The following is a 17,718-nucleotide window of genomic DNA, read 5'->3' as shown; positions in this document are numbered from 1 at the left end:
CCTTTATGTCATCTTTTCATGCGACCACAATATTCGCCGTCCAGCATAAGGGACGAAGTGCAATGTCCGGAGACGGCCAAGTGACGTTTGGTCAGGCTGTTGTCATGAAACATACTGCGAGAAAAGTAAGAAAACTGTTTAATGGGAAGGTTCTTGCTGGGTTTGCGGGATCTGTTGCAGACGCTTTCACTTTATTCGAAAAGTTTGAAGCTAAGCTTGAAGAGTATAACGGCAACTTAAAACGGGCGGCTGTTGAGCTTGCAAAAGAATGGCGCAGCGACAAAGTGCTTAGAAAGCTTGAAGCCATGCTGATTGTGATGAATCAGGATACCTTGCTTCTCGTATCGGGAACAGGCGAGGTGATCGAACCAGATGACGGCATTCTCGCGATTGGATCAGGAGGCAATTACGCTTTGGCAGCCGGAAGAGCTTTGAAAAAGCATGCCGGTGAAAGCATGTCTGCAAGTGAGATTGCTAGAGCCGCGTTAGAAACAGCAGGCGAAATTTGTGTTTACACGAACGATCAAATCATACTGGAAGAGCTTGAATAGAAAGGACTTGAGGCGCATGGAAAAAAATCCGTTAACACCAAGACAGATTGTAGATCGGTTAGACCAATATATTGTCGGTCAGCAAAACGCGAAAAAAGCTGTCGCCGTGGCATTAAGAAACCGCTATAGAAGAAGTCTTCTGGATGAAAAGCTGAAGGACGAGGTCGTTCCGAAAAACATTTTAATGATGGGGCCTACCGGCGTTGGAAAAACTGAAATTGCCAGACGTATCGCCAAGCTTTCAGGTGCGCCATTTATTAAAATTGAAGCAACAAAATTCACCGAAGTCGGCTATGTAGGCAGGGATGTTGAATCAATGGTCAGAGACCTTGTGGAGACGTCCGTTCGGCTTATAAAAGAAGAGAAAATGAATGAAGTAAAGGAGCAGGCAGAAGAAAATGCCAACAAACGCATTGTTCGTCTGTTAGTTCCTGGGAAGAAAAAACAATCAGGCGTGAAAAATCCGTTTGAAATGTTTTTTGGCGGCAGCCAGCCGAATGGTGAAGATGAGGCAGAGAGTCAGGAAGAAGCAAACATTGAAGAAAAAAGAAAACGCATGGCGCATCAGCTGGCTTTAGGAGAGCTTGAAGACTACTATGTAACAGTAGAAGTCGAAGAGCAGCAGCCTTCTATGTTTGATATGCTGCAGGGCTCGGGTATGGAGCAGATGGGCATGAACATGCAGGACGCATTGAGCGGACTAATGCCAAAGAAAAAGAAACGGCGCAAAATGACCGTCAGAGAAGCCAGAAAAGTCCTGACAAATGAAGAAGCAAGCAAACTCATTGATATGGATGAAGTCAGCCAGGAAGCTGTTCAGAGAGCAGAAGAGAGCGGCATTATCTTTATCGACGAGATTGATAAAATTGCAAAAAACGGCGGCGCGTCATCCTCTGCCGATGTATCAAGGGAAGGCGTTCAGCGGGACATTCTCCCGATCGTTGAGGGATCTACTGTTGTCACTAAGTATGGATCAGTAAAAACAGACCATGTGTTATTTATTGCAGCAGGAGCGTTTCATATGGCCAAACCATCTGATTTGATTCCTGAGTTGCAGGGACGTTTCCCGATTCGTGTAGAACTGAGCAAACTGACGGTAGACGACTTCGTGAGAATTTTGGTTGAGCCGGATAATGCGCTGCTGAAACAATACCAGGCTTTATTGCAGACAGAAGGTATATCTCTTGAATTTTCTGACGAAGCTATTCATAAGATTGCTGAAATTGCTTATCATGTGAACCAGGACACAGATAATATCGGTGCGAGACGCCTTCATACAATACTTGAACGCCTATTAGAAGATCTGTCGTTTGAAGCTCCTGATGTAACAATGGAGAAAATAACGATTACACCACAGTATGTCGAAGAAAAGCTCGGAACGATAGCCAAAAACAAAGATTTAAGTCAATTTATATTGTGAAAAATTTAATAAGAGGAATGTTTAGGAGGATTATTTATCATGGCTTTATTACAAAAAACAAGAATTATTAACTCCATGCTGCAGGCTGCAGCAGGAAAACCGGTAAACTTCAAGGAAATGGCGGAGACATTGCGGGATGTAATTGATTCCAATATTTTCGTTGTAAGCCGCCGAGGCAAACTCCTTGGATATTCTATTAACCAGCAAATTGAAAATGATCGTATGAAAAAAATGCTTGAGGATCGCCAATTCCCTGAGGAATATACAAAAAATCTGTTTAATGTTCCTGAAACATCTTCTAACTTGGATATTAACAGTGAATATACTGCTTTTCCCGTTGAGAACAGAGACCTGTTCCAAGCTGGTTTAACAACAATTGTACCGATTATCGGAGGCGGAGAAAGATTGGGAACACTCATTCTTTCACGTTTACAGGACCAATTTAATGACGATGATTTAATTCTTGCTGAATATGGTGCTACGGTTGTTGGAATGGAGATCCTGAGAGAAAAAGCAGAAGAAATCGAAGAGGAAGCAAGAAGCAAAGCTGTCGTGCAAATGGCTATCAGCTCTCTTTCTTATAGTGAGCTTGAAGCGATTGAACATATTTTTGAAGAGCTTGACGGAAACGAAGGTCTTCTCGTTGCAAGTAAAATCGCAGATCGCGTCGGCATTACCCGCTCTGTTATTGTGAACGCACTCAGAAAGCTGGAAAGTGCGGGTGTTATCGAGTCAAGATCATTAGGAATGAAAGGTACGTATATCAAAGTTCTTAACAACAAATTCCTAATTGAGTTAGAAAATCTAAAATCTCATTAATGACAGAAAGAACCCCTTAAAAAGGGGTTCTTTTTTATACTCAAATAAAGGAAATTGATAAGCTTTATTTCCTGGGTTTAAAGTCTTTCTTTGTAATAATTTTAATAAAGCTTACAATTATCTTCAAAAAAACTCAAAAATGTCGAAAATAATAAAGAAAAAACAGAAATTCTGCTATTTTCAGGCTTATATCAAAGCGGGAAACATAGTTCAAATAATCTAGGACTATATACCTAGTTATAAAATAGATAATTGTGAGCACATTTTTTTACACGATCTTCATAGACTTTATGCCTGTTATTTCTTACAATAAGCATATAGTTTTACAATTCTCGACAAGGATATTGAGGGTGAAAAAAACTGAAATGGAGGTAAGTGGATTTGGGCTTATTTTCTGGAACGATACAAAATCTTGAAAATGCCTTGAGCAGAGCGGATATTAAGCAAAAAGTCATAACTAATAATATCGCTAATATAGATACACCGAACTATAAGGCAAAAAAAGTTTCTTTCCAAAATTTATTAGATCAAGAATCCTCTCGTCTTGATGCGATAAAAACAGACTATCGTCATGTTGATTTTTCTGATACTGATTCGAATTATTCAATCGTAACAAGCAAGAATACATCGTATCAGCAAAATGGAAACAATGTTGATGTTGACAAAGAGATGACAGAATTAGCGCAAAATCAAATCAACTATCAAGCTTTAGTTGAAAGAATGAACGGCAAATTTAATTCGCTGAAGACCGTATTAACAGGAGGAAAATGATGACAGCTTTTCATAGCTTAAACGTTTCAGCATCAGCTTTAACTGCTCAGCGTGTCAGAATGGACGTGGTGTCGTCTAACTTGGCTAATATGGATACGACAAGAGCTAAGCAGGTGAACGGAGAGTGGGTGCCTTACAGAAGAAAAATGGTTTCTCTTCAGTCAAAGGGTGAATCGTTCTCTTCTATTCTCAATTCACAGATGAGCGGAAGCGGCAATGCTGGAAGCGGTGTGAAAGTTTCAAAAATCACAGAAGATGATTCGAATTTTAATCTTGTTTATGATCCGACAGACCCTGATGCAAATGCTGAGGGATATGTACAAAAGCCTAATGTTGATCCATTAAAGGAAATGGTTGACCTTGTCAGCAGCACCAGATCATACGAGGCGAATGTCACTGCGATGAATGCCACAAAGGGAATGCTGATGAAGGCGTTAGAAATCGGAAAGTAAGGTGAATGAATGTGATTAATGCAATTTCTCCTTTTCAGGTTCAAAATACTCAAAACACTCAAAATGCAACAAATCAAGTAAACAATAGCCAAAAAACAGATTCTTCAAATCAAACAAGCTTTTCGGAGCTTTTAAAAAACTCTATTAGTTCGTTAAATGAGTCCCAAATAGCTTCTGACAACATGACTAATGCCTTAGCTGCAGGAAAAGATGTAAATCTTGATGAGGTCATGATAGCCGCTCAAAAAGCAAGCATCTCTCTGACGGCTGCAACAGAGTTCCGCAATAAAGCTGTGGAAGCGTATCAGGAGATTATGAGAATGCAAATGTAGGGGGTCTGACGATTAAGAGAAAGAGTGGAATGACCGGGGGTTAACATGAATCGTACTCTAATGCAAATGAAAAACAAAACGAGTGAGTTTTGGAAAAACAGATCTAAATCACAAAAGATTTTAATGGTTAGTGCTTTAGCGGCAGTTATTATTCTTGGAATTATTATTAGCGTTTTTGCTTCAAGCACAAAAATGGCGCCGCTGTACAAAGATTTGTCTGCCGAAGAAGCAGGCAAAATCAAAGAAGAGCTGGATGCGAAAAAAGTGCCGAACGAACTTTCGAATGGCGGTACAGTGATTAGCGTTCCGGAGGACCAGGTTGATTCATTGAAAGTCCAGCTGGCTGCGGAAGGACTGCCTAAAACCGGATCGATTGACTATTCATTTTTTGGGCAAAATGCCGGGTTTGGTTTGACAGACAATGAGTTTGATATGGTGAAAGTGAAAGCCACACAGACAGAACTGTCAAATTTGATCAATGAAATGGACGGTATCAAAAATTCAAAAGTAATGATTAACCTCCCGAAAGACGCTGTGTTTGTCGGTGAGGAGCAATCTGCAGCATCTGCATCAATCGTTCTGCAGATTCAGCCGGGCTATACACTTGATCAAAGCCAGATCAACGGATTGTATCATCTGGTATCGAAAAGTGTGCCGAACTTAAAAGAAGATAACATTGTCATCATGGACCAAAATTCTACATACTACGACAAATCAGACAGCGATGCAGGGTCCTACGCGGATAGTTATTCTTCACAGCAGGGAATTAAGTCCCAAGTTGAAAAAGACATTCAAAAACATGTTCAGTCACTGCTTGGAACGATGATGGGACAAGATAAAGTCGTTGTCTCCGTTACAGCGGACATTGATTTCACGAAAGAAAATCGTACAGAAGATATAGTCGAACCTGTTGATAAAGAAAACATGGAAGGCATTGCAGTCAGCGCGGAAAAGGTATCTGAAACATACCAGGGTGACGGTGCAGCCAATGGCGGAACCGCCGGAACCGGGGACGAGGATGTAACTAATTATCAAGCTGACGGTGAAAATACCGAAAGTGGGAACTACGAAAAAAGCAGTAATAAAATCAATTATGAAGTGAACAGAATCCATAAAGAAATCGCTGAAAGCCCATATAAAATCAGAGATTTGGGGATTCAAGTCATGGTAGAGCCGCCTGATGCCAAAAACACAGCGTCGCTATCAACTGAAAGACAGGATGATATACAAAAAATCCTTTCAACTGTTGTCAGAACATCACTGGATAAGGACGCAACACAAAACCAGAACCTTTCTGATCAAGATATTAATAATAAAATTGTGGTCTCCGTTCAGCCGTTTGACGGAAAAGTCAATTTGGATACAAATACGGAGAAATCATCTGGTATCCCGCTATGGGCATATATCGTAGGCGGTGTTTTAATCGCAGCGATCATCGTTCTCATTATTATGCTTGTCAGAAAGAAACGAGTGCAAGAGGATGAATATGAGGAGTATGAATATGAGGTTCCTCAAGAACCGATTAATCTGCCTGATATCAACGAAGAGGAAAATGAAACAGCGGAAACAGTCAGACGAAAACAGCTTGAAAAGATGGCGAAAGACAAGCCGGAAGATTTTGCAAAACTGCTGAGAAGCTGGCTGGCCGAGGATTAGGAGGAATTAGAAATGGCGAGACGTGATCAAGATAAGCTTACAGGAAAACAAAAAGCAGCCATTCTCATGATTTCCTTGGGGTTAGACGTGTCAGCTTCTGTATATAAGCACTTAACCGATGAAGAAATTGAAAGGCTTACCCTGGAAATATCAGGTGTTCGAAGTGTCGATCATCAAAAAAAGGATGAAATTATAGAAGAATTTCATAATATAGCCATTGCGCAAGATTATATTTCTCAAGGCGGTCTAAGCTATGCGAGACAAGTTCTTGAGAAGGCGCTTGGTGAGGACAAGGCGGAAAACATTTTAAACAGGCTGACTTCTTCTTTACAGGTTAAACCGTTTGATTTTGCCAGAAAAGCGGAGCCTGAACAAATTTTGAATTTTATACAGCAAGAGCATCCGCAGACGATGGCTTTAATCTTGTCTTATCTAGATCCTGTGCAAGCCGGGCAAATTTTATCGGAGCTGAATCCTGAAGTGCAGGCTGAGGTCGCGAGAAGAATCGCGGTCATGGACAGAACGTCACCAGAAATTATTAATGAGGTGGAACGGATTCTGGAACAAAAATTATCTTCTGCATTTACTCAGGATTATACACAAACAGGCGGAATTGAAGCTGTTGTGGAAGTGTTAAACGGGGTAGACAGAGGAACAGAGAAGACGATCTTGGATTCATTGGAAATTCAGGATCCCGATCTTGCTGAAGAAATTAAAAAGCGTATGTTTGTCTTTGAAGACATTGTTACACTTGATAACCGCGCCATTCAGAGAGTCATTCGCGATGTTGAGAACGACGATCTGCTCCTTTCATTAAAGGTTGCGAGCGAGGAAGTCAAAGAAATTGTATTCAGCAATATGTCACAGCGTATGGTTGAAACCTTCAAAGAAGAAATGGAATTTATGGGCCCTGTACGTTTGAAAGATGTAGAAGAGGCTCAATCAAGGATTGTAAGCATCGTCAGAAAGCTTGAAGAAGCCGGTGAAATTGTAATAGCAAGAGGCGGAGGGGACGATATTATTGTCTAATATCATTAAACAAGAATCATCTTTTTCTCCACAAAAGGAAAGAAGAAAACTCTCTATACAAGAGGTGCGTATCGAGCATTCTCACCTTTTGCAGGCCGAAGAGCAGCCAGAAGCGCTTATGGCCAGAGTGAAAGAAGAAGCTGACCGGATTTCTCAGCAGGCTAACAGCCATATAGAAAATATTCGCCGCCAAATTGAACAGGAAAAAAATGAATGGGCCGCTGAAAAACAAAAGCTTATCGAGGAAGCAAAAGCTGAGGGCTTTGAACAAGGTGTGGCATTAGGCAAAGCAGAGGCGCTTCAGCAGTATGCTGAGCTGATCGACCAAGCGAACAGCATAACTAAAATGTCCAGAAAAGCTGTTGAGGATAAGCTTGAAGATGCTTCTGAAGAAATCGTTGAGCTTGCCGTTGCACTGGCTAAAAAAGTATGGCAGCAAAAATCTGATGATAAAGAGGCGTTTCTCCTGCTGGTGAAAGAGGTTGTAAACGAAGTAAAGGAATATGACGATATAGCAATATATGTGGATCCATATTACTACGAGACGGTTTATCAGCAAAAAGATGAAATCCTGCAGCTTCTTTATAAAGAATGCCGGCTTGGCATATATGCTGATGAAAAAGCTCAAAAAGGATCCTGTTATGTAGAAACTCCTTTTGGCAGAGTAGATGCCAGCGTAGACACTCAATTAATGCAATTGAAAGATAAACTTCTGACAGCGCTGGAAGCGGGTGCAGCTGAATGAAGACACAGAGTCTGATCGATTGTATAAAAATAACGGACTCGTATAAACGATACGGAAAAGTGAAACGGGTGATCGGCCTGATGATTGAATCAAAAGGGCCTGCTAGCTCAATTGGCGACGTGTGCCTGATTTATGCAAAAGGGCAATCCGGTAAAGTCATTAAAGCTGAGGTTGTCGGCTTCCAGGAAGAAAATATTTTGCTTATGCCTTACTTAGAGGCTGCAAGCATTGCGCCCGGCAGTATTGTAGAAGCCACTGGTGAATCTCTTCGGGTTAAAGTGGGAGCTGGACTGATTGGACAGGTCATTGATGCTTTTGGTGAGCCGCTTGACGGAAAACTGCTGCCGAAAGGGCTATCGCCTGTATCGACAGAGCAATCACCTCCCAACCCGATGAAACGGCCGCCTATCCGGGAAAAGATGGGTGTCGGGGTCAGATCAATCGATAGCTTGCTGACAGTCGGTAAAGGCCAGCGGATAGGGATTTTTGCTGGGAGCGGTGTCGGTAAAAGCACATTAATGGGGATGATCGCCAAGCAGACAGAGGCTGACTTAAACGTCATTGCACTTGTCGGGGAACGCGGACGTGAGGTTCGTGAATTTATTGAAAAAGATCTGGGAGAAGAAGGGCTGAAACGATCGATTGTAGTCGTGGCCACCTCAGATCAGCCAGCATTAATGAGATTGAAAGCGGCATATACAGCGACAGCTATTGCTGAGTATTTCCGCGATAAAGGCCAAAATGTCATGTTTATGATGGACTCTGTTACAAGGGTGGCAATGGCGCAGCGTGAAATTGGGCTGGCTGCCGGAGAACCACCGACGACAAAAGGCTATACACCTTCTGTGTTCGCTATTTTACCTCGTTTATTAGAACGAACGGGTGCAAATGAATACGGAACCATTACAGCGTTTTATACGGTATTGGTAGACGGGGATGACATGAATGAGCCGATTGCTGACACTGTTCGCGGTATTTTAGACGGACATATTGTATTGGACAGGGCGCTTGCCAACAAAGGCCAGTTTCCTGCAGTTAATGTGCTGAAAAGCATCAGCAGGGTGATGTCAAACATATCGACAAAACAACACCTAGACGCAGCAAATAAATTCCGTGAACTTCTATCGACATATCAAAATTCAGAAGATCTCATTAATATTGGAGCTTACAAAAGAGGATCCTCCAGGGAAATTGATGAAGCGATACAATTTTACCCGCAGCTTATTCAATTTTTAAAACAGGGAACGGACGAATCAGCATTATTGGAAGAAAGCATTGCGGCATTAACTAGTTTGACAGGAAATGAGGAATAAACGTGGCCTATCAATTTAGATTCCAAAAGCTGCTGGAACTAAAAGAAAATGAGAAAGATCAATCCTTATCAGAGTATCAGCAATCAGTTTCTGAATTTGAAAATGTTGCTGAAAAATTATATGAGAATATGAGCAAGAAGGAATTGCTTGAACAAAATAAGGAAAAGAAATTAAAAAGCGGCATGAGTGTACAGGAAATGAGGCATTACCAGCAATTTGTCTCAAACCTTGATAATACGATTTATCACTATCAAAAACTTGTCATGATGAAAAGAAATCAAATGAATCAAAAACAAGAAATTTTAACAGAGAAAAATATAGAAGTGAAAAAGTTTGAAAAAATGCGTGAAAAACAGTTTAAAATGTTTGCTCTTGAAGACAAAGCTGCAGAGATGAAAGAAATGGACGATATTTCGATCAAGCAGTTTATGATTCAAGGCCATTAGGAGCGAATGTAATGTCCGGCAAAAAGAAAGAATCAGGTAAGTTCCGTTCGGTTTTGCTTATCGTTATCCTCCCGCTGATGTTTCTTTTCATCGCAGGGGGGATTGTTCTTTGGGCTGCTGGTGTCAATGTCTTAAAGCCGATACAGGAAGCTGCGGCAAAAACGCCGGTTCTTAAAGAATTGGTTCCTGAAGCCGAAAATACTAAAGACACAGCATCAAGTAAGGATAGCAGTAATACAGCAGCTCTCGAAAAGACGATTAAGAATCAAAAAAGTGAAATCAGTATATTGAATAAAGATTTAGAGACGAGTAAATCTGAAATCGACAGGCTCAACCAAAAGATCCGCTCACTGGAAAAGACGGCGGAAGATCAAAAAAAGTCGTCAGAAAATAATAATGAAGGAACATCAGGTTCGAATTCATCTTCTAAGGATGACAAAGTGATTAGTGTTTATAAAAGCATGGACAGCGGAAAGGCTGCTAAAATTATTACCCAATTAAAGGAGCAAGAAGCGCTGAAAATATTGAATGGTCTAAGCAAAAAGCAGCTTGCTGACATATTGGCGAAAATGACTCCTGAGCAAGCGGCAACCTATACAGAAAAAATTGCTGCCAGCCAAGAATAGGGGGAATTAAAGGTGAAGCTGCTTGAATTGGCGGGACCTTTGCTGCAAACCACAGCGGGACCTGCGGCTAAAAGCCTGAAAAATAACCAGGGAGTTTTTCAAAACTGGCTGATGTCTGAGGCTGGATTGAAGGAAATCTCAGAAGAAGGAAAGGGAACTCCTAATTCCAGCGACCAGCTTTTGGCAGATTCGCTTAAAAAGATCAGTGATTGGCTAAAAGCAAGTCCCGAGGATCAGGACAAACAACACGCTGAACTTCTGCAAACATTAAGCAAACTAACAGGAATGCAGTTGGATACAACTGCTCAGCAAATGCTGGAGAACTTGTTGCAGACAGTTGAACTAAAAATGTCCGGCGGGACGGATGAATTACTTTCAGAAGCGGGGAAAATCATTTCAGAAGGTAAAACAGCCCTGGCTGCCAATGATTCTGCTGCTGACACTAATGGAGAACTGAAGTCTGATACAGAGCAATCAAATCAAGAGAATGAAGGATCTGAGGGCAAGAAAGAACTTATCGTTCTCCAGGTGTTCATTAGTCAGCTGCTGGAAGGGAATAAGCTGGCTGAACGCGGGAATGGCAATGAAGCTCATGTTGTTTATCAGAATGGAGATCAATTTCTTTCTTCTCTTGAAAAAAAAGGCGTATCTCAGCAGCTTATTCAGGATCTTAAACAGCAAATATTCACTAAAGATGAATCGAGCTCAAAACTTTACTCGATGACAGCGTCAGAGCTGAAAAGCTTTCAAAGCTTAATGGAACAAATGTCTATGCTTCCTCAAAAAGGGACTAAAGAATGGAATGTAGCAGAAAGTCAGCTGAAAGCTTTCTTGTTAACGAAATCATCCGAATCATCGCAAGACTTTGGAAAGCGTGTCCTCGCACCGCTCCCGCAAAGTTCATCCAGCAAACGTGCTTTGGATGTATCAGGAAGTATTCAGCCTGTAGATAGTAAATCAGGGCTCCACATGCTCTTTTCAGGGTATCGGGGCATTGGAGGAGTTCAAACATTTGATCTGCATCAGCTCTCATCAGATTTACCGACCGCAGAAACCAAAACGGTGGCTGATCAAGTGATCAATGCGTGGAAGCAGATGAAATATACGCCTTTCGGCAGATCGACGGGAAGTTTCACCATTCGGCTGAACCCCGAACATTTAGGATTTGTCACGATCAAGCTGACAAATGAAAATGGGATGTTCCAGAGTAAAATTATTGCATCTAGCCAATCAGCAAAAGAACTGCTTGAACAGCATCTTCCTCAGCTCAAGCAATCATTGCCGAATATGGCTGTCCAAATTGACCGTTTTACTCTCCCGGTTCAGAGCGCAGATCAGCCGATATACGGCCAGCTCTCAGATGAACAGAAACAGCAGCAAGAGGGGCAGAAACAGCAAAGACAGAAAAAACAATCAACTGATTTTGACGATCTGCTCGATGAAGTGTCGATGGTTGAAATGGAGGAAGAAGAATGACTTCTATAAGTTCAGAATATAAACTGCCTGAAAAAACGAACACTGTGTCGACTAACAACAGCAGCTTGGGGAAAGATGAGTTTTTAAAAATATTAATGACCCAAGTCCAAAACCAAGATCCGCTCAACCCGGTTGATGATAAAGAATTTATCAGTCAGATGGCGACTTTTTCGAGTCTGGAGCAAATGATGAATCTGAACACTACAATGACTCAATTCGTCGAAAAACAAGATCCGTTTACCACATACCTAGACTGGATGGGCAAAGAAGTTTCTTGGACTGCTGACGGAGGTGCAACAGAAAAAACAGGCACGGTAAGCTCAGTAAAGCAGTCAAAAGGAAAATATTATCTCGTTCTAAGTGATGGTACTGAAATCAGTCCGTCGCATGTGTTGTCTGTAGAACAATCTTCTAAATAAAAAATCTGGAGGAATACATTATGTTACGTTCACTTTATTCTGGAATCAGCGGTATGAAAAACTTTCAAACAAAGCTTGACGTTATTGGTAACAACATTGCCAATGTGAATACAGTTGGTTTCAAAAAGAGCCGTGTTACCTTTAAAGATATGGTAAGCCAAACGATTGCCGGCGGTTCTGCGGCTGGAGGGGCAATTGGAGGTACGAACTCTAAGCAAATCGGTTTAGGTTCATCTTCTGGCACAATTGATACAATTCATTCAACAAGTGCGACACAAAACACAGGAAGAACACTTGATTTAGCGATTGACGGAGACGGTTACTTTAGAATTGATACAGGCGACGGAACGGCTTATACAAGAGCAGGAAACTTCTATTTAGATAATACCGGAACACTGGTTACCGGTGATGGCTACCATGTGTTAAATATGACTGGGGGCACAATTCAAATTCCTACTGATGCACAAAGCTTCAGCATTGGTTCTGATGGAAAGGTATCAATCGTTGATGCAGGCGGTAAGACTCAAGACGGCGGGCAAATCGGGATTGTTACATTTGCAAACAGTGACGGTTTGGATAAAATCGGAAATAACTTGTATCGAGAATCTTTAAACTCTGGAACGGCGAGTGCAGCTAACCAGCCTGGTGATGGGGGTACAGGTTCCCTTAAATCAGGGTTTCTCGAAATGTCTAACGTTGATTTAACTGACGAATTTACTGAAATGATCGTTGCCCAGCGCGGATTCCAATCAAACTCGAAAATTATTACAACATCTGATGAAATCCTTCAAGAGCTGGTTAACCTTAAACGTTAAGGAGGGAGGGGAGGCGAGTAATCGCTTCTCCGCTGTTTTATGATTAAAGTAACCCGTTTGAATGGGCAGCCCTTTACACTGAATGCGCTATTTATTGAACAGATTGAATGCTTTCCGGATACTACAATCACTCTGTCAAATGGTAAGAAGTTTGTAGTAAAAGAAGATGAAGAAGCTGTTCTGGAAAGGATCGCATCTTTCTACCGAAACATACAAATATTTTCAATGGATCAAGGAATAGAGGAACCGGAATGAAGAAAAAATTAATGATCATTTTACTAATTATTCTTATCATAATTGGTGCTCTCGGTGCTGCGGCTTATTTTGTTCTAGGCGGTAAGTCCGAAAAAAGTGAAGCGAAAAAAAGTATTGATGAAATCGTTGCATCTTCTGTTGATGTAGAAGAGATCACAACAAATTTAAAGTCTGATAATATTATCCGTCTTGCTATTAAACTTGAAACTGATTCTGATAAATCAAAAGAAGAGCTTGAGAAACGTGACTTCCAAGTGAAGGATGCAGTAATATCACTGCTGGCAGATACGAATGCTGATGAGATTGAGGGAGACAAGGGAAAAGAAACCTTTAAGAAGGAACTAAAAGATAAAATAAATAGCTACCTCCAAGAAGGAAAAGTAGAAAAAGTGTATATTACCTCCTTTAATCTGCAATAAAGCATAATTTGACAGAATACGGAGGTGAGGAAAATGTCAGGAGAAGTTCTCTCCCAAAATGAAATAGATGCACTGCTTTCTGCAATATCAACTGGTGAAATGGATGCTGAAGAGCTGAAAAAAGAAGAAAAGGAGAAGAAAGTAAAGGTCTATGATTTCAAACGTGCGCTGCGTTTTTCTAAGGATCAGATCCGCAGTTTAACGAGAATTCATGACAATTTTGCAAGACTTCTTACTACTCACTTTTCTGCTCAGCTCAGAACCTATATTCACATATCTGTCAGTTCTGTTGACCAGGTCCCGTATGAGGAATTTATCAGATCCATCCCGAACATGACGATTTTGAATCTGTTTGATGTCCATCCGATGGAAGGCAGAATTATGATGGAGGTTAACCCGACGATTGCTTATACGATGATGGATCGCGTCATGGGCGGTATTGGCATCAGTCATAATAAGGTGGACAGCTTGACAGAAATTGAAACAAAAATCATTTCTAATTTATTTGAAAATGCACTGGGGAATTATAAAGAAGCTTGGCAGTCAATTGCTGATATTGAACCGGAAATGACTGAGTTTGAAGTGAACCCGCAATTCGTTCAGATGGTATCCCCTAATGAAACAGTCGTGGTCATCTCACTCAATACCCAAATCGGTGAAATCAGCGGTGTCATTAATCTCTGTATTCCGCATATCGTCCTCGAGCCGCTCATACCGAAGCTTTCAGTCCACTATTGGATGCAATCAGATAGAAATGAGCCAAAGCCTGAGGAAACAAAGTCGCTTGAAAAACGTATCATGACAGCACAAATACCTGTCGTGGCCGAGCTCGGCACATCTGAACTGACAATAGAAGAGTTTTTAAGTTTAGAAGTCGGAGACTGCATAACTTTGGACAAATCAGTCACGGATCCTCTTACTGTATTGGTCGGAGATAAGCCGAAATTTTTAGGACAAGCCGGCCGGGTGAATCGAAAACAGGCAGTGCAAATTTTAGATCACGACATAAGAGGTGAACAAGATGGAGAATAATAGATTATCTCAAGATGAGATTGACGCGCTTCTTAATGGCACTGGCAGCACGCTGGATGAGCCAGAGGTTCCGGAAGTACATGACTTATCGGAAATGGAGCGTGATGCGATCGGTGAAATTGGAAATATTTCATTCGGCAGTTCTGCGACAGCACTATCAACACTTTTAAATCAAAAAGTCGATATTACGACTCCAAGCGTAACTGTCATTCCTAGAAGTAAAATCAGCGATGCGTTTCCTGAACCGTATGTAGCGATTGAAGTGAATTATACGGAGGGCTTCAGCGGCAGCAATCTGCTGGTCGTGGAACAAAATGACGCGGCGATCATTGCTGACTTAATGATCGGTGGAGACGGAAAAGGCGCGGACCCTTCACTGGGTGAAATCCATTTAAGTGCGGTTCAAGAAGCAATGAACCAAATGATGGGATCTGCAGCCACATCAATGTCTACTGTATTCAGTAAAAAAATTGATATTTCACCGCCTCGGGTTGAACTGCTCGATGTCACTGAAGAAAAGGGAACAGACCGTATTCCTGATGATGAAATGCTGGTGAAAGTTTCTTTTAACTTAAAGGTGGGAGAATTAATAGATTCCAGCATTATGCAGCTTTACCCACTGACATTTGCAAAGGATTTAATTTCAAGCCTTATGAACTCAGGAAGTGCAGAGGAAGACACAACGCCGCTGCCTAATGTTACATATGAACAGCCGAAGGAGCCTGTGACGCCAGAGCCGCGCATTGAACCGCAGCAACAGCAACCACAACAGCCGCCGAAAAGGCAGGGAACAGCGAAAAAAGCAGCACCAGTTCAGGTTTCACCGGTTGAATTTTCCGCTTTTGATCCAAACGAGGCTTCGCAAGCTCCTATTAACAATCTGGATATGCTTTTGGATATCCCGCTTTCGATTACTGTTGAGCTTGGCAGAACGAAGAGAAGCGTAAAAGAGATTTTGGAGCTTTCTGCCGGAAGTATTATTGAGCTTGATAAATTAGCCGGTGAGCCGGTAGATATTTTAGTTAATCAGCGTATCGTTGCCAAAGGTGAAGTCGTAGTGATTGAAGAAAACTTCGGAGTACGAGTCACTGACATTTTAAGCCAGGCAGAGCGCATTAATAATTTAAAATAACGAAACACAAGGAGAGAGATAGATTATGGCACACAGAATTTTAATTGTAGATGACGCAGCATTTATGCGAATGATGATTAAAGACATTTTGGTGAAAAACGGTTTTGAAGTAGTAGCGGAAGCTGAAAATGGAGCACAAGCAGTAGAAAAATATAAAGAGCATTCTCCTGATCTTGTTACGATGGATATCACGATGCCGGAAATGGATGGTATTTCTGCATTAAAAGAAATTAAACAAATTGATGCACAGGCAAGAATCATTATGTGCTCAGCTATGGGACAGCAATCGATGGTTATCGATGCCATTCAGGCCGGTGCTAAGGATTTCATCGTAAAACCTTTCCAGGCAGACCGGGTGCTTGAAGCAATTAACAAAACATTAAGTTAAAGGGTGTACGACTGTTGAAAAAGAGTCAATATTTCATTGCTTTTATTTGTTTTTTCGTTTTATTCAGTGTACATCCGATTGCTGCTGACGCGGCAGACTCTGATAATTCAACTGTAAACGAATGGTTTCAAAAAAAAGATGAAAAAAATGCAGATAAGTCAGAGCAAAAGGAAGAAAAAACAACACAAACTGCTGATGAGACGGAGGGAGCGGCTGCTCCTTCTGTTTCAGCTTTTGATTTTGTGAAGATGATTTTCGCTTTACTGTTTGTTATCGTGCTGATTTACGCGCTGGTTAAGCTGATGAACAAAAGAAATCGGCTCCTCAAGCCTTTTCAATATGTTGAAAATATTGGCGGCACATCGGTCGGACAAAACAGGTCAATCCAATTGGTCAAAGTCGGAAACAGCGTGCTCGTCGTCGGCGTAGGGGAAACAATCCAGCTGCTGAAAGAAATTGAGGATGAAAAAGAGATTGAAGTCATTCTCAGCCAGCATGAAGAGGCGATGTCAAGCAAAATAGAGTGGCAAAAGCTTGTGAAGCCGCTGAAGGGATCTGAGAATCAGCCGCAGCAGAAACTGCCTTCATTTTCAAAAGCATTGAAAGAGCAGCTTGAAGAGTTAAAACAAAACCGTTCTGAAGGAAAGAAGAAAGGCCCACGTCATCATGAATGAGTTTATAAATATTTTCAGTTCAAGCGATCCGGAAAACGTAAGTTCAACTGTTAAATTACTATTATTGTTAACTGTATTTTCAGTGGCGCCTGGAATATTGATTCTTATGACTTGTTTTACTCGCATCGTCATTGTACTGTCATTTGTCAGGACTTCACTGGCGACGCAGTCTATGCCGCCAAACCAGGTTCTTATCGGGCTGGCGCTGTTTTTAACGTTTTTTATTATGGCTCCTACTTTTTCAGAGATTAATAAAGAAGCGCTGACGCCATTGATGGACAACAAAATCAGCTTGGACGAAGCGTATACAAAAGCTGAGGAACCGATTAAGGAATTTATGAGTAAACACACAAGGCAGAAGGATTTGGCGCTGTTTATGAATTACGCGAAAATGGATAAACCCGAATCATTAAAGGATATTCCGCTCACAACAATGGTTCCCGCTTTTGCCATATCGGAGCTCAAAACAGCGTTTCAAATAGGTTTTATGATTTTTATTCCATTTTTAATTATAGATATGGTAGTGGCGAGCGTTTTAATGTCAATGGGAATGATGATGCTCCCTCCAGTTATGATTTCTCTGCCCTTTAAAATATTACTTTTTGTTTTAGTAGACGGCTGGTATTTAATTGTGAAATCTTTGCTTCAGAGCTTTTAGGGTAGGTGCTAAACGTGAGTTCAGAATTTGTAATTTCTATGGCGGAAAAAGCCGTATACGTAACACTGATGATCAGCGCGCCATTGCTGGCTATTGCTTTACTGGTCGGTTTAATCGTCAGCATCTTTCAGGCGACAACTCAAATACAGGAACAGACTTTGGCGTTTATTCCGAAAATCGTGGCGGTTCTTCTGGCCCTGATTTTTTTTGGACCATGGATGCTATCGACCATTCTTTCATTTACAACAGAGCTGTTTTCTAATTTAAACCGTTTTGCAGGGTAATGTAGA

Annotated in this window: 23 protein-coding genes; all 23 read left to right on the top strand. The window is 41.3% G+C overall.

The features are described 5' to 3' along the window. Positions 1 to 5: 5 nt before the first annotated feature. Positions 6 to 551, top strand: a complete 546-nt coding sequence (clpQ, locus tag MOC09_RS04740; protein WP_003238555.1) for an ATP-dependent protease subunit ClpQ — start codon at positions 6 to 8, stop codon at positions 549 to 551. Between the two features lie 16 nt (positions 552 to 567). Beyond that, positions 568 to 1,971: an HslU--HslV peptidase ATPase subunit gene (gene hslU, locus MOC09_RS04735; RefSeq protein WP_419901062.1), complete on the top strand. Its 1,404-nt coding sequence runs from the start codon at positions 568 to 570 to the stop codon at positions 1,969 to 1,971. Positions 1,972 to 2,010: 39 nt separating this feature from the next. After that, positions 2,011 to 2,790 carry a GTP-sensing pleiotropic transcriptional regulator CodY gene (gene codY / locus MOC09_RS04730; protein WP_003220850.1) on the top strand — a complete coding sequence of 260 codons (780 nt, stop codon included), beginning with the start codon at positions 2,011 to 2,013 and terminating at the stop codon, positions 2,788 to 2,790. Between the two features lie 381 nt (positions 2,791 to 3,171). After that, positions 3,172 to 3,561: a flagellar basal body rod protein FlgB gene (gene flgB, locus MOC09_RS04725; RefSeq protein ID WP_268360742.1), complete on the top strand. Its 390-nt coding sequence runs from the start codon at positions 3,172 to 3,174 to the stop codon at positions 3,559 to 3,561. Next, entirely contained in the window at positions 3,561 to 4,013 is a 453-nt protein-coding gene (flgC, locus tag MOC09_RS04720; protein ID WP_268360743.1) for a flagellar basal body rod protein FlgC, read from the top strand. The genes flgB and flgC overlap by 1 nt, the downstream gene beginning before the upstream one ends. 11 nt (positions 4,014 to 4,024) lie before the next feature. Beyond that, positions 4,025 to 4,345 (top strand): flagellar hook-basal body complex protein FliE, encoded by a 321-nt coding sequence (gene fliE, locus MOC09_RS04715; protein WP_268360745.1) that lies wholly within the window; start codon positions 4,025 to 4,027, stop codon positions 4,343 to 4,345. 45 nt (positions 4,346 to 4,390) lie between these two features. Continuing rightward, positions 4,391 to 6,001 carry a flagellar basal-body MS-ring/collar protein FliF gene (gene fliF / locus MOC09_RS04710; RefSeq protein WP_268369721.1) on the top strand — a complete coding sequence of 537 codons (1,611 nt, stop codon included), beginning with the start codon at positions 4,391 to 4,393 and terminating at the stop codon, positions 5,999 to 6,001. A 12-nt stretch (positions 6,002 to 6,013) separates the two neighbouring features. Then, positions 6,014 to 7,030: a flagellar motor switch protein FliG gene (gene fliG, locus MOC09_RS04705; RefSeq protein WP_014663967.1), complete on the top strand. Its 1,017-nt coding sequence runs from the start codon at positions 6,014 to 6,016 to the stop codon at positions 7,028 to 7,030. Beyond that, positions 7,023 to 7,775 (top strand): flagellar assembly protein FliH, encoded by a 753-nt coding sequence (gene fliH / locus MOC09_RS04700; protein WP_268369720.1) that lies wholly within the window; start codon positions 7,023 to 7,025, stop codon positions 7,773 to 7,775. The genes fliG and fliH overlap by 8 nt, the downstream gene beginning before the upstream one ends. After that, the gene (gene fliI, locus MOC09_RS04695; protein WP_268369718.1) at positions 7,772 to 9,088 is read left to right on the top strand and encodes a flagellar protein export ATPase FliI; all 1,317 of its coding nucleotides are present in this window, start codon (positions 7,772 to 7,774) and stop codon (positions 9,086 to 9,088) included. The genes fliH and fliI overlap by 4 nt, the downstream gene beginning before the upstream one ends. Before the next feature lie 2 nt (positions 9,089 to 9,090). After that, positions 9,091 to 9,534 (top strand): flagellar export protein FliJ, encoded by a 444-nt coding sequence (gene fliJ / locus MOC09_RS04690; RefSeq protein ID WP_268360750.1) that lies wholly within the window; start codon positions 9,091 to 9,093, stop codon positions 9,532 to 9,534. A gap of 11 nt (positions 9,535 to 9,545) precedes the next feature. Then, entirely contained in the window at positions 9,546 to 10,160 is a 615-nt protein-coding gene (locus MOC09_RS04685; protein ID WP_268360752.1) for a MotE family protein, read from the top strand. Positions 10,161 to 10,172: 12 nt separating this feature from the next. After that, positions 10,173 to 11,636, top strand: coding sequence for a flagellar hook-length control protein FliK (locus tag MOC09_RS04680; protein WP_268369716.1), 1,464 nt, complete (start codon positions 10,173 to 10,175; stop codon positions 11,634 to 11,636). Continuing rightward, positions 11,633 to 12,055 (top strand): flagellar hook assembly protein FlgD, encoded by a 423-nt coding sequence (gene flgD / locus MOC09_RS04675; protein ID WP_268360754.1) that lies wholly within the window; start codon positions 11,633 to 11,635, stop codon positions 12,053 to 12,055. Before MOC09_RS04680 ends, flgD begins: the two co-directional genes overlap by 4 nt. Before the next feature lie 20 nt (positions 12,056 to 12,075). Continuing rightward, the gene (gene flgG / locus MOC09_RS04670; RefSeq protein WP_268360755.1) at positions 12,076 to 12,870 is read left to right on the top strand and encodes a flagellar basal body rod protein FlgG; all 795 of its coding nucleotides are present in this window, start codon (positions 12,076 to 12,078) and stop codon (positions 12,868 to 12,870) included. Between the two features lie 39 nt (positions 12,871 to 12,909). Then, positions 12,910 to 13,125 carry a swarming motility protein SwrD gene (gene swrD, locus MOC09_RS04665; RefSeq protein ID WP_268360757.1) on the top strand — a complete coding sequence of 72 codons (216 nt, stop codon included), beginning with the start codon at positions 12,910 to 12,912 and terminating at the stop codon, positions 13,123 to 13,125. Beyond that, positions 13,122 to 13,544 carry a flagellar basal body-associated protein FliL gene (fliL, locus tag MOC09_RS04660; RefSeq protein WP_019258401.1) on the top strand — a complete coding sequence of 141 codons (423 nt, stop codon included), beginning with the start codon at positions 13,122 to 13,124 and terminating at the stop codon, positions 13,542 to 13,544. The genes swrD and fliL overlap by 4 nt, the downstream gene beginning before the upstream one ends. 33 nt (positions 13,545 to 13,577) lie before the next feature. Beyond that, entirely contained in the window at positions 13,578 to 14,576 is a 999-nt protein-coding gene (fliM, locus tag MOC09_RS04655) for a flagellar motor switch protein FliM (RefSeq protein ID WP_003220879.1), read from the top strand. Further along, positions 14,566 to 15,708 (top strand): flagellar motor switch phosphatase FliY, encoded by a 1,143-nt coding sequence (gene fliY / locus MOC09_RS04650; protein WP_268369714.1) that lies wholly within the window; start codon positions 14,566 to 14,568, stop codon positions 15,706 to 15,708. Before fliM ends, fliY begins: the two co-directional genes overlap by 11 nt. 25 nt (positions 15,709 to 15,733) lie before the next feature. Then, complete coding sequence (gene cheY, locus MOC09_RS04645; protein WP_003220882.1) at positions 15,734 to 16,096, top strand: chemotaxis protein CheY; 363 nt, start codon at positions 15,734 to 15,736, stop codon at positions 16,094 to 16,096. 14 nt (positions 16,097 to 16,110) lie between these two features. Then, entirely contained in the window at positions 16,111 to 16,770 is a 660-nt protein-coding gene (gene fliZ, locus MOC09_RS04640; RefSeq protein ID WP_268360759.1) for a flagella biosynthesis regulatory protein FliZ, read from the top strand. Then, positions 16,763 to 17,428 (top strand): flagellar type III secretion system pore protein FliP, encoded by a 666-nt coding sequence (gene fliP / locus MOC09_RS04635; RefSeq protein WP_003245692.1) that lies wholly within the window; start codon positions 16,763 to 16,765, stop codon positions 17,426 to 17,428. The genes fliZ and fliP overlap by 8 nt, the downstream gene beginning before the upstream one ends. 14 nt (positions 17,429 to 17,442) lie before the next feature. Next, positions 17,443 to 17,712 carry a flagellar biosynthesis protein FliQ gene (gene fliQ, locus MOC09_RS04630; protein ID WP_014113798.1) on the top strand — a complete coding sequence of 90 codons (270 nt, stop codon included), beginning with the start codon at positions 17,443 to 17,445 and terminating at the stop codon, positions 17,710 to 17,712. The last annotated feature ends 6 nt before the right edge of the window (positions 17,713 to 17,718 follow it).

Origin of the sequence: Bacillus sp. N12A5 (assembly GCF_026790125.1) — a bacterium.
Classification (GTDB): domain Bacteria; phylum Bacillota; class Bacilli; order Bacillales; family Bacillaceae; genus Bacillus.
This window is presented reverse-complemented; position numbering and strand designations above follow the sequence as displayed.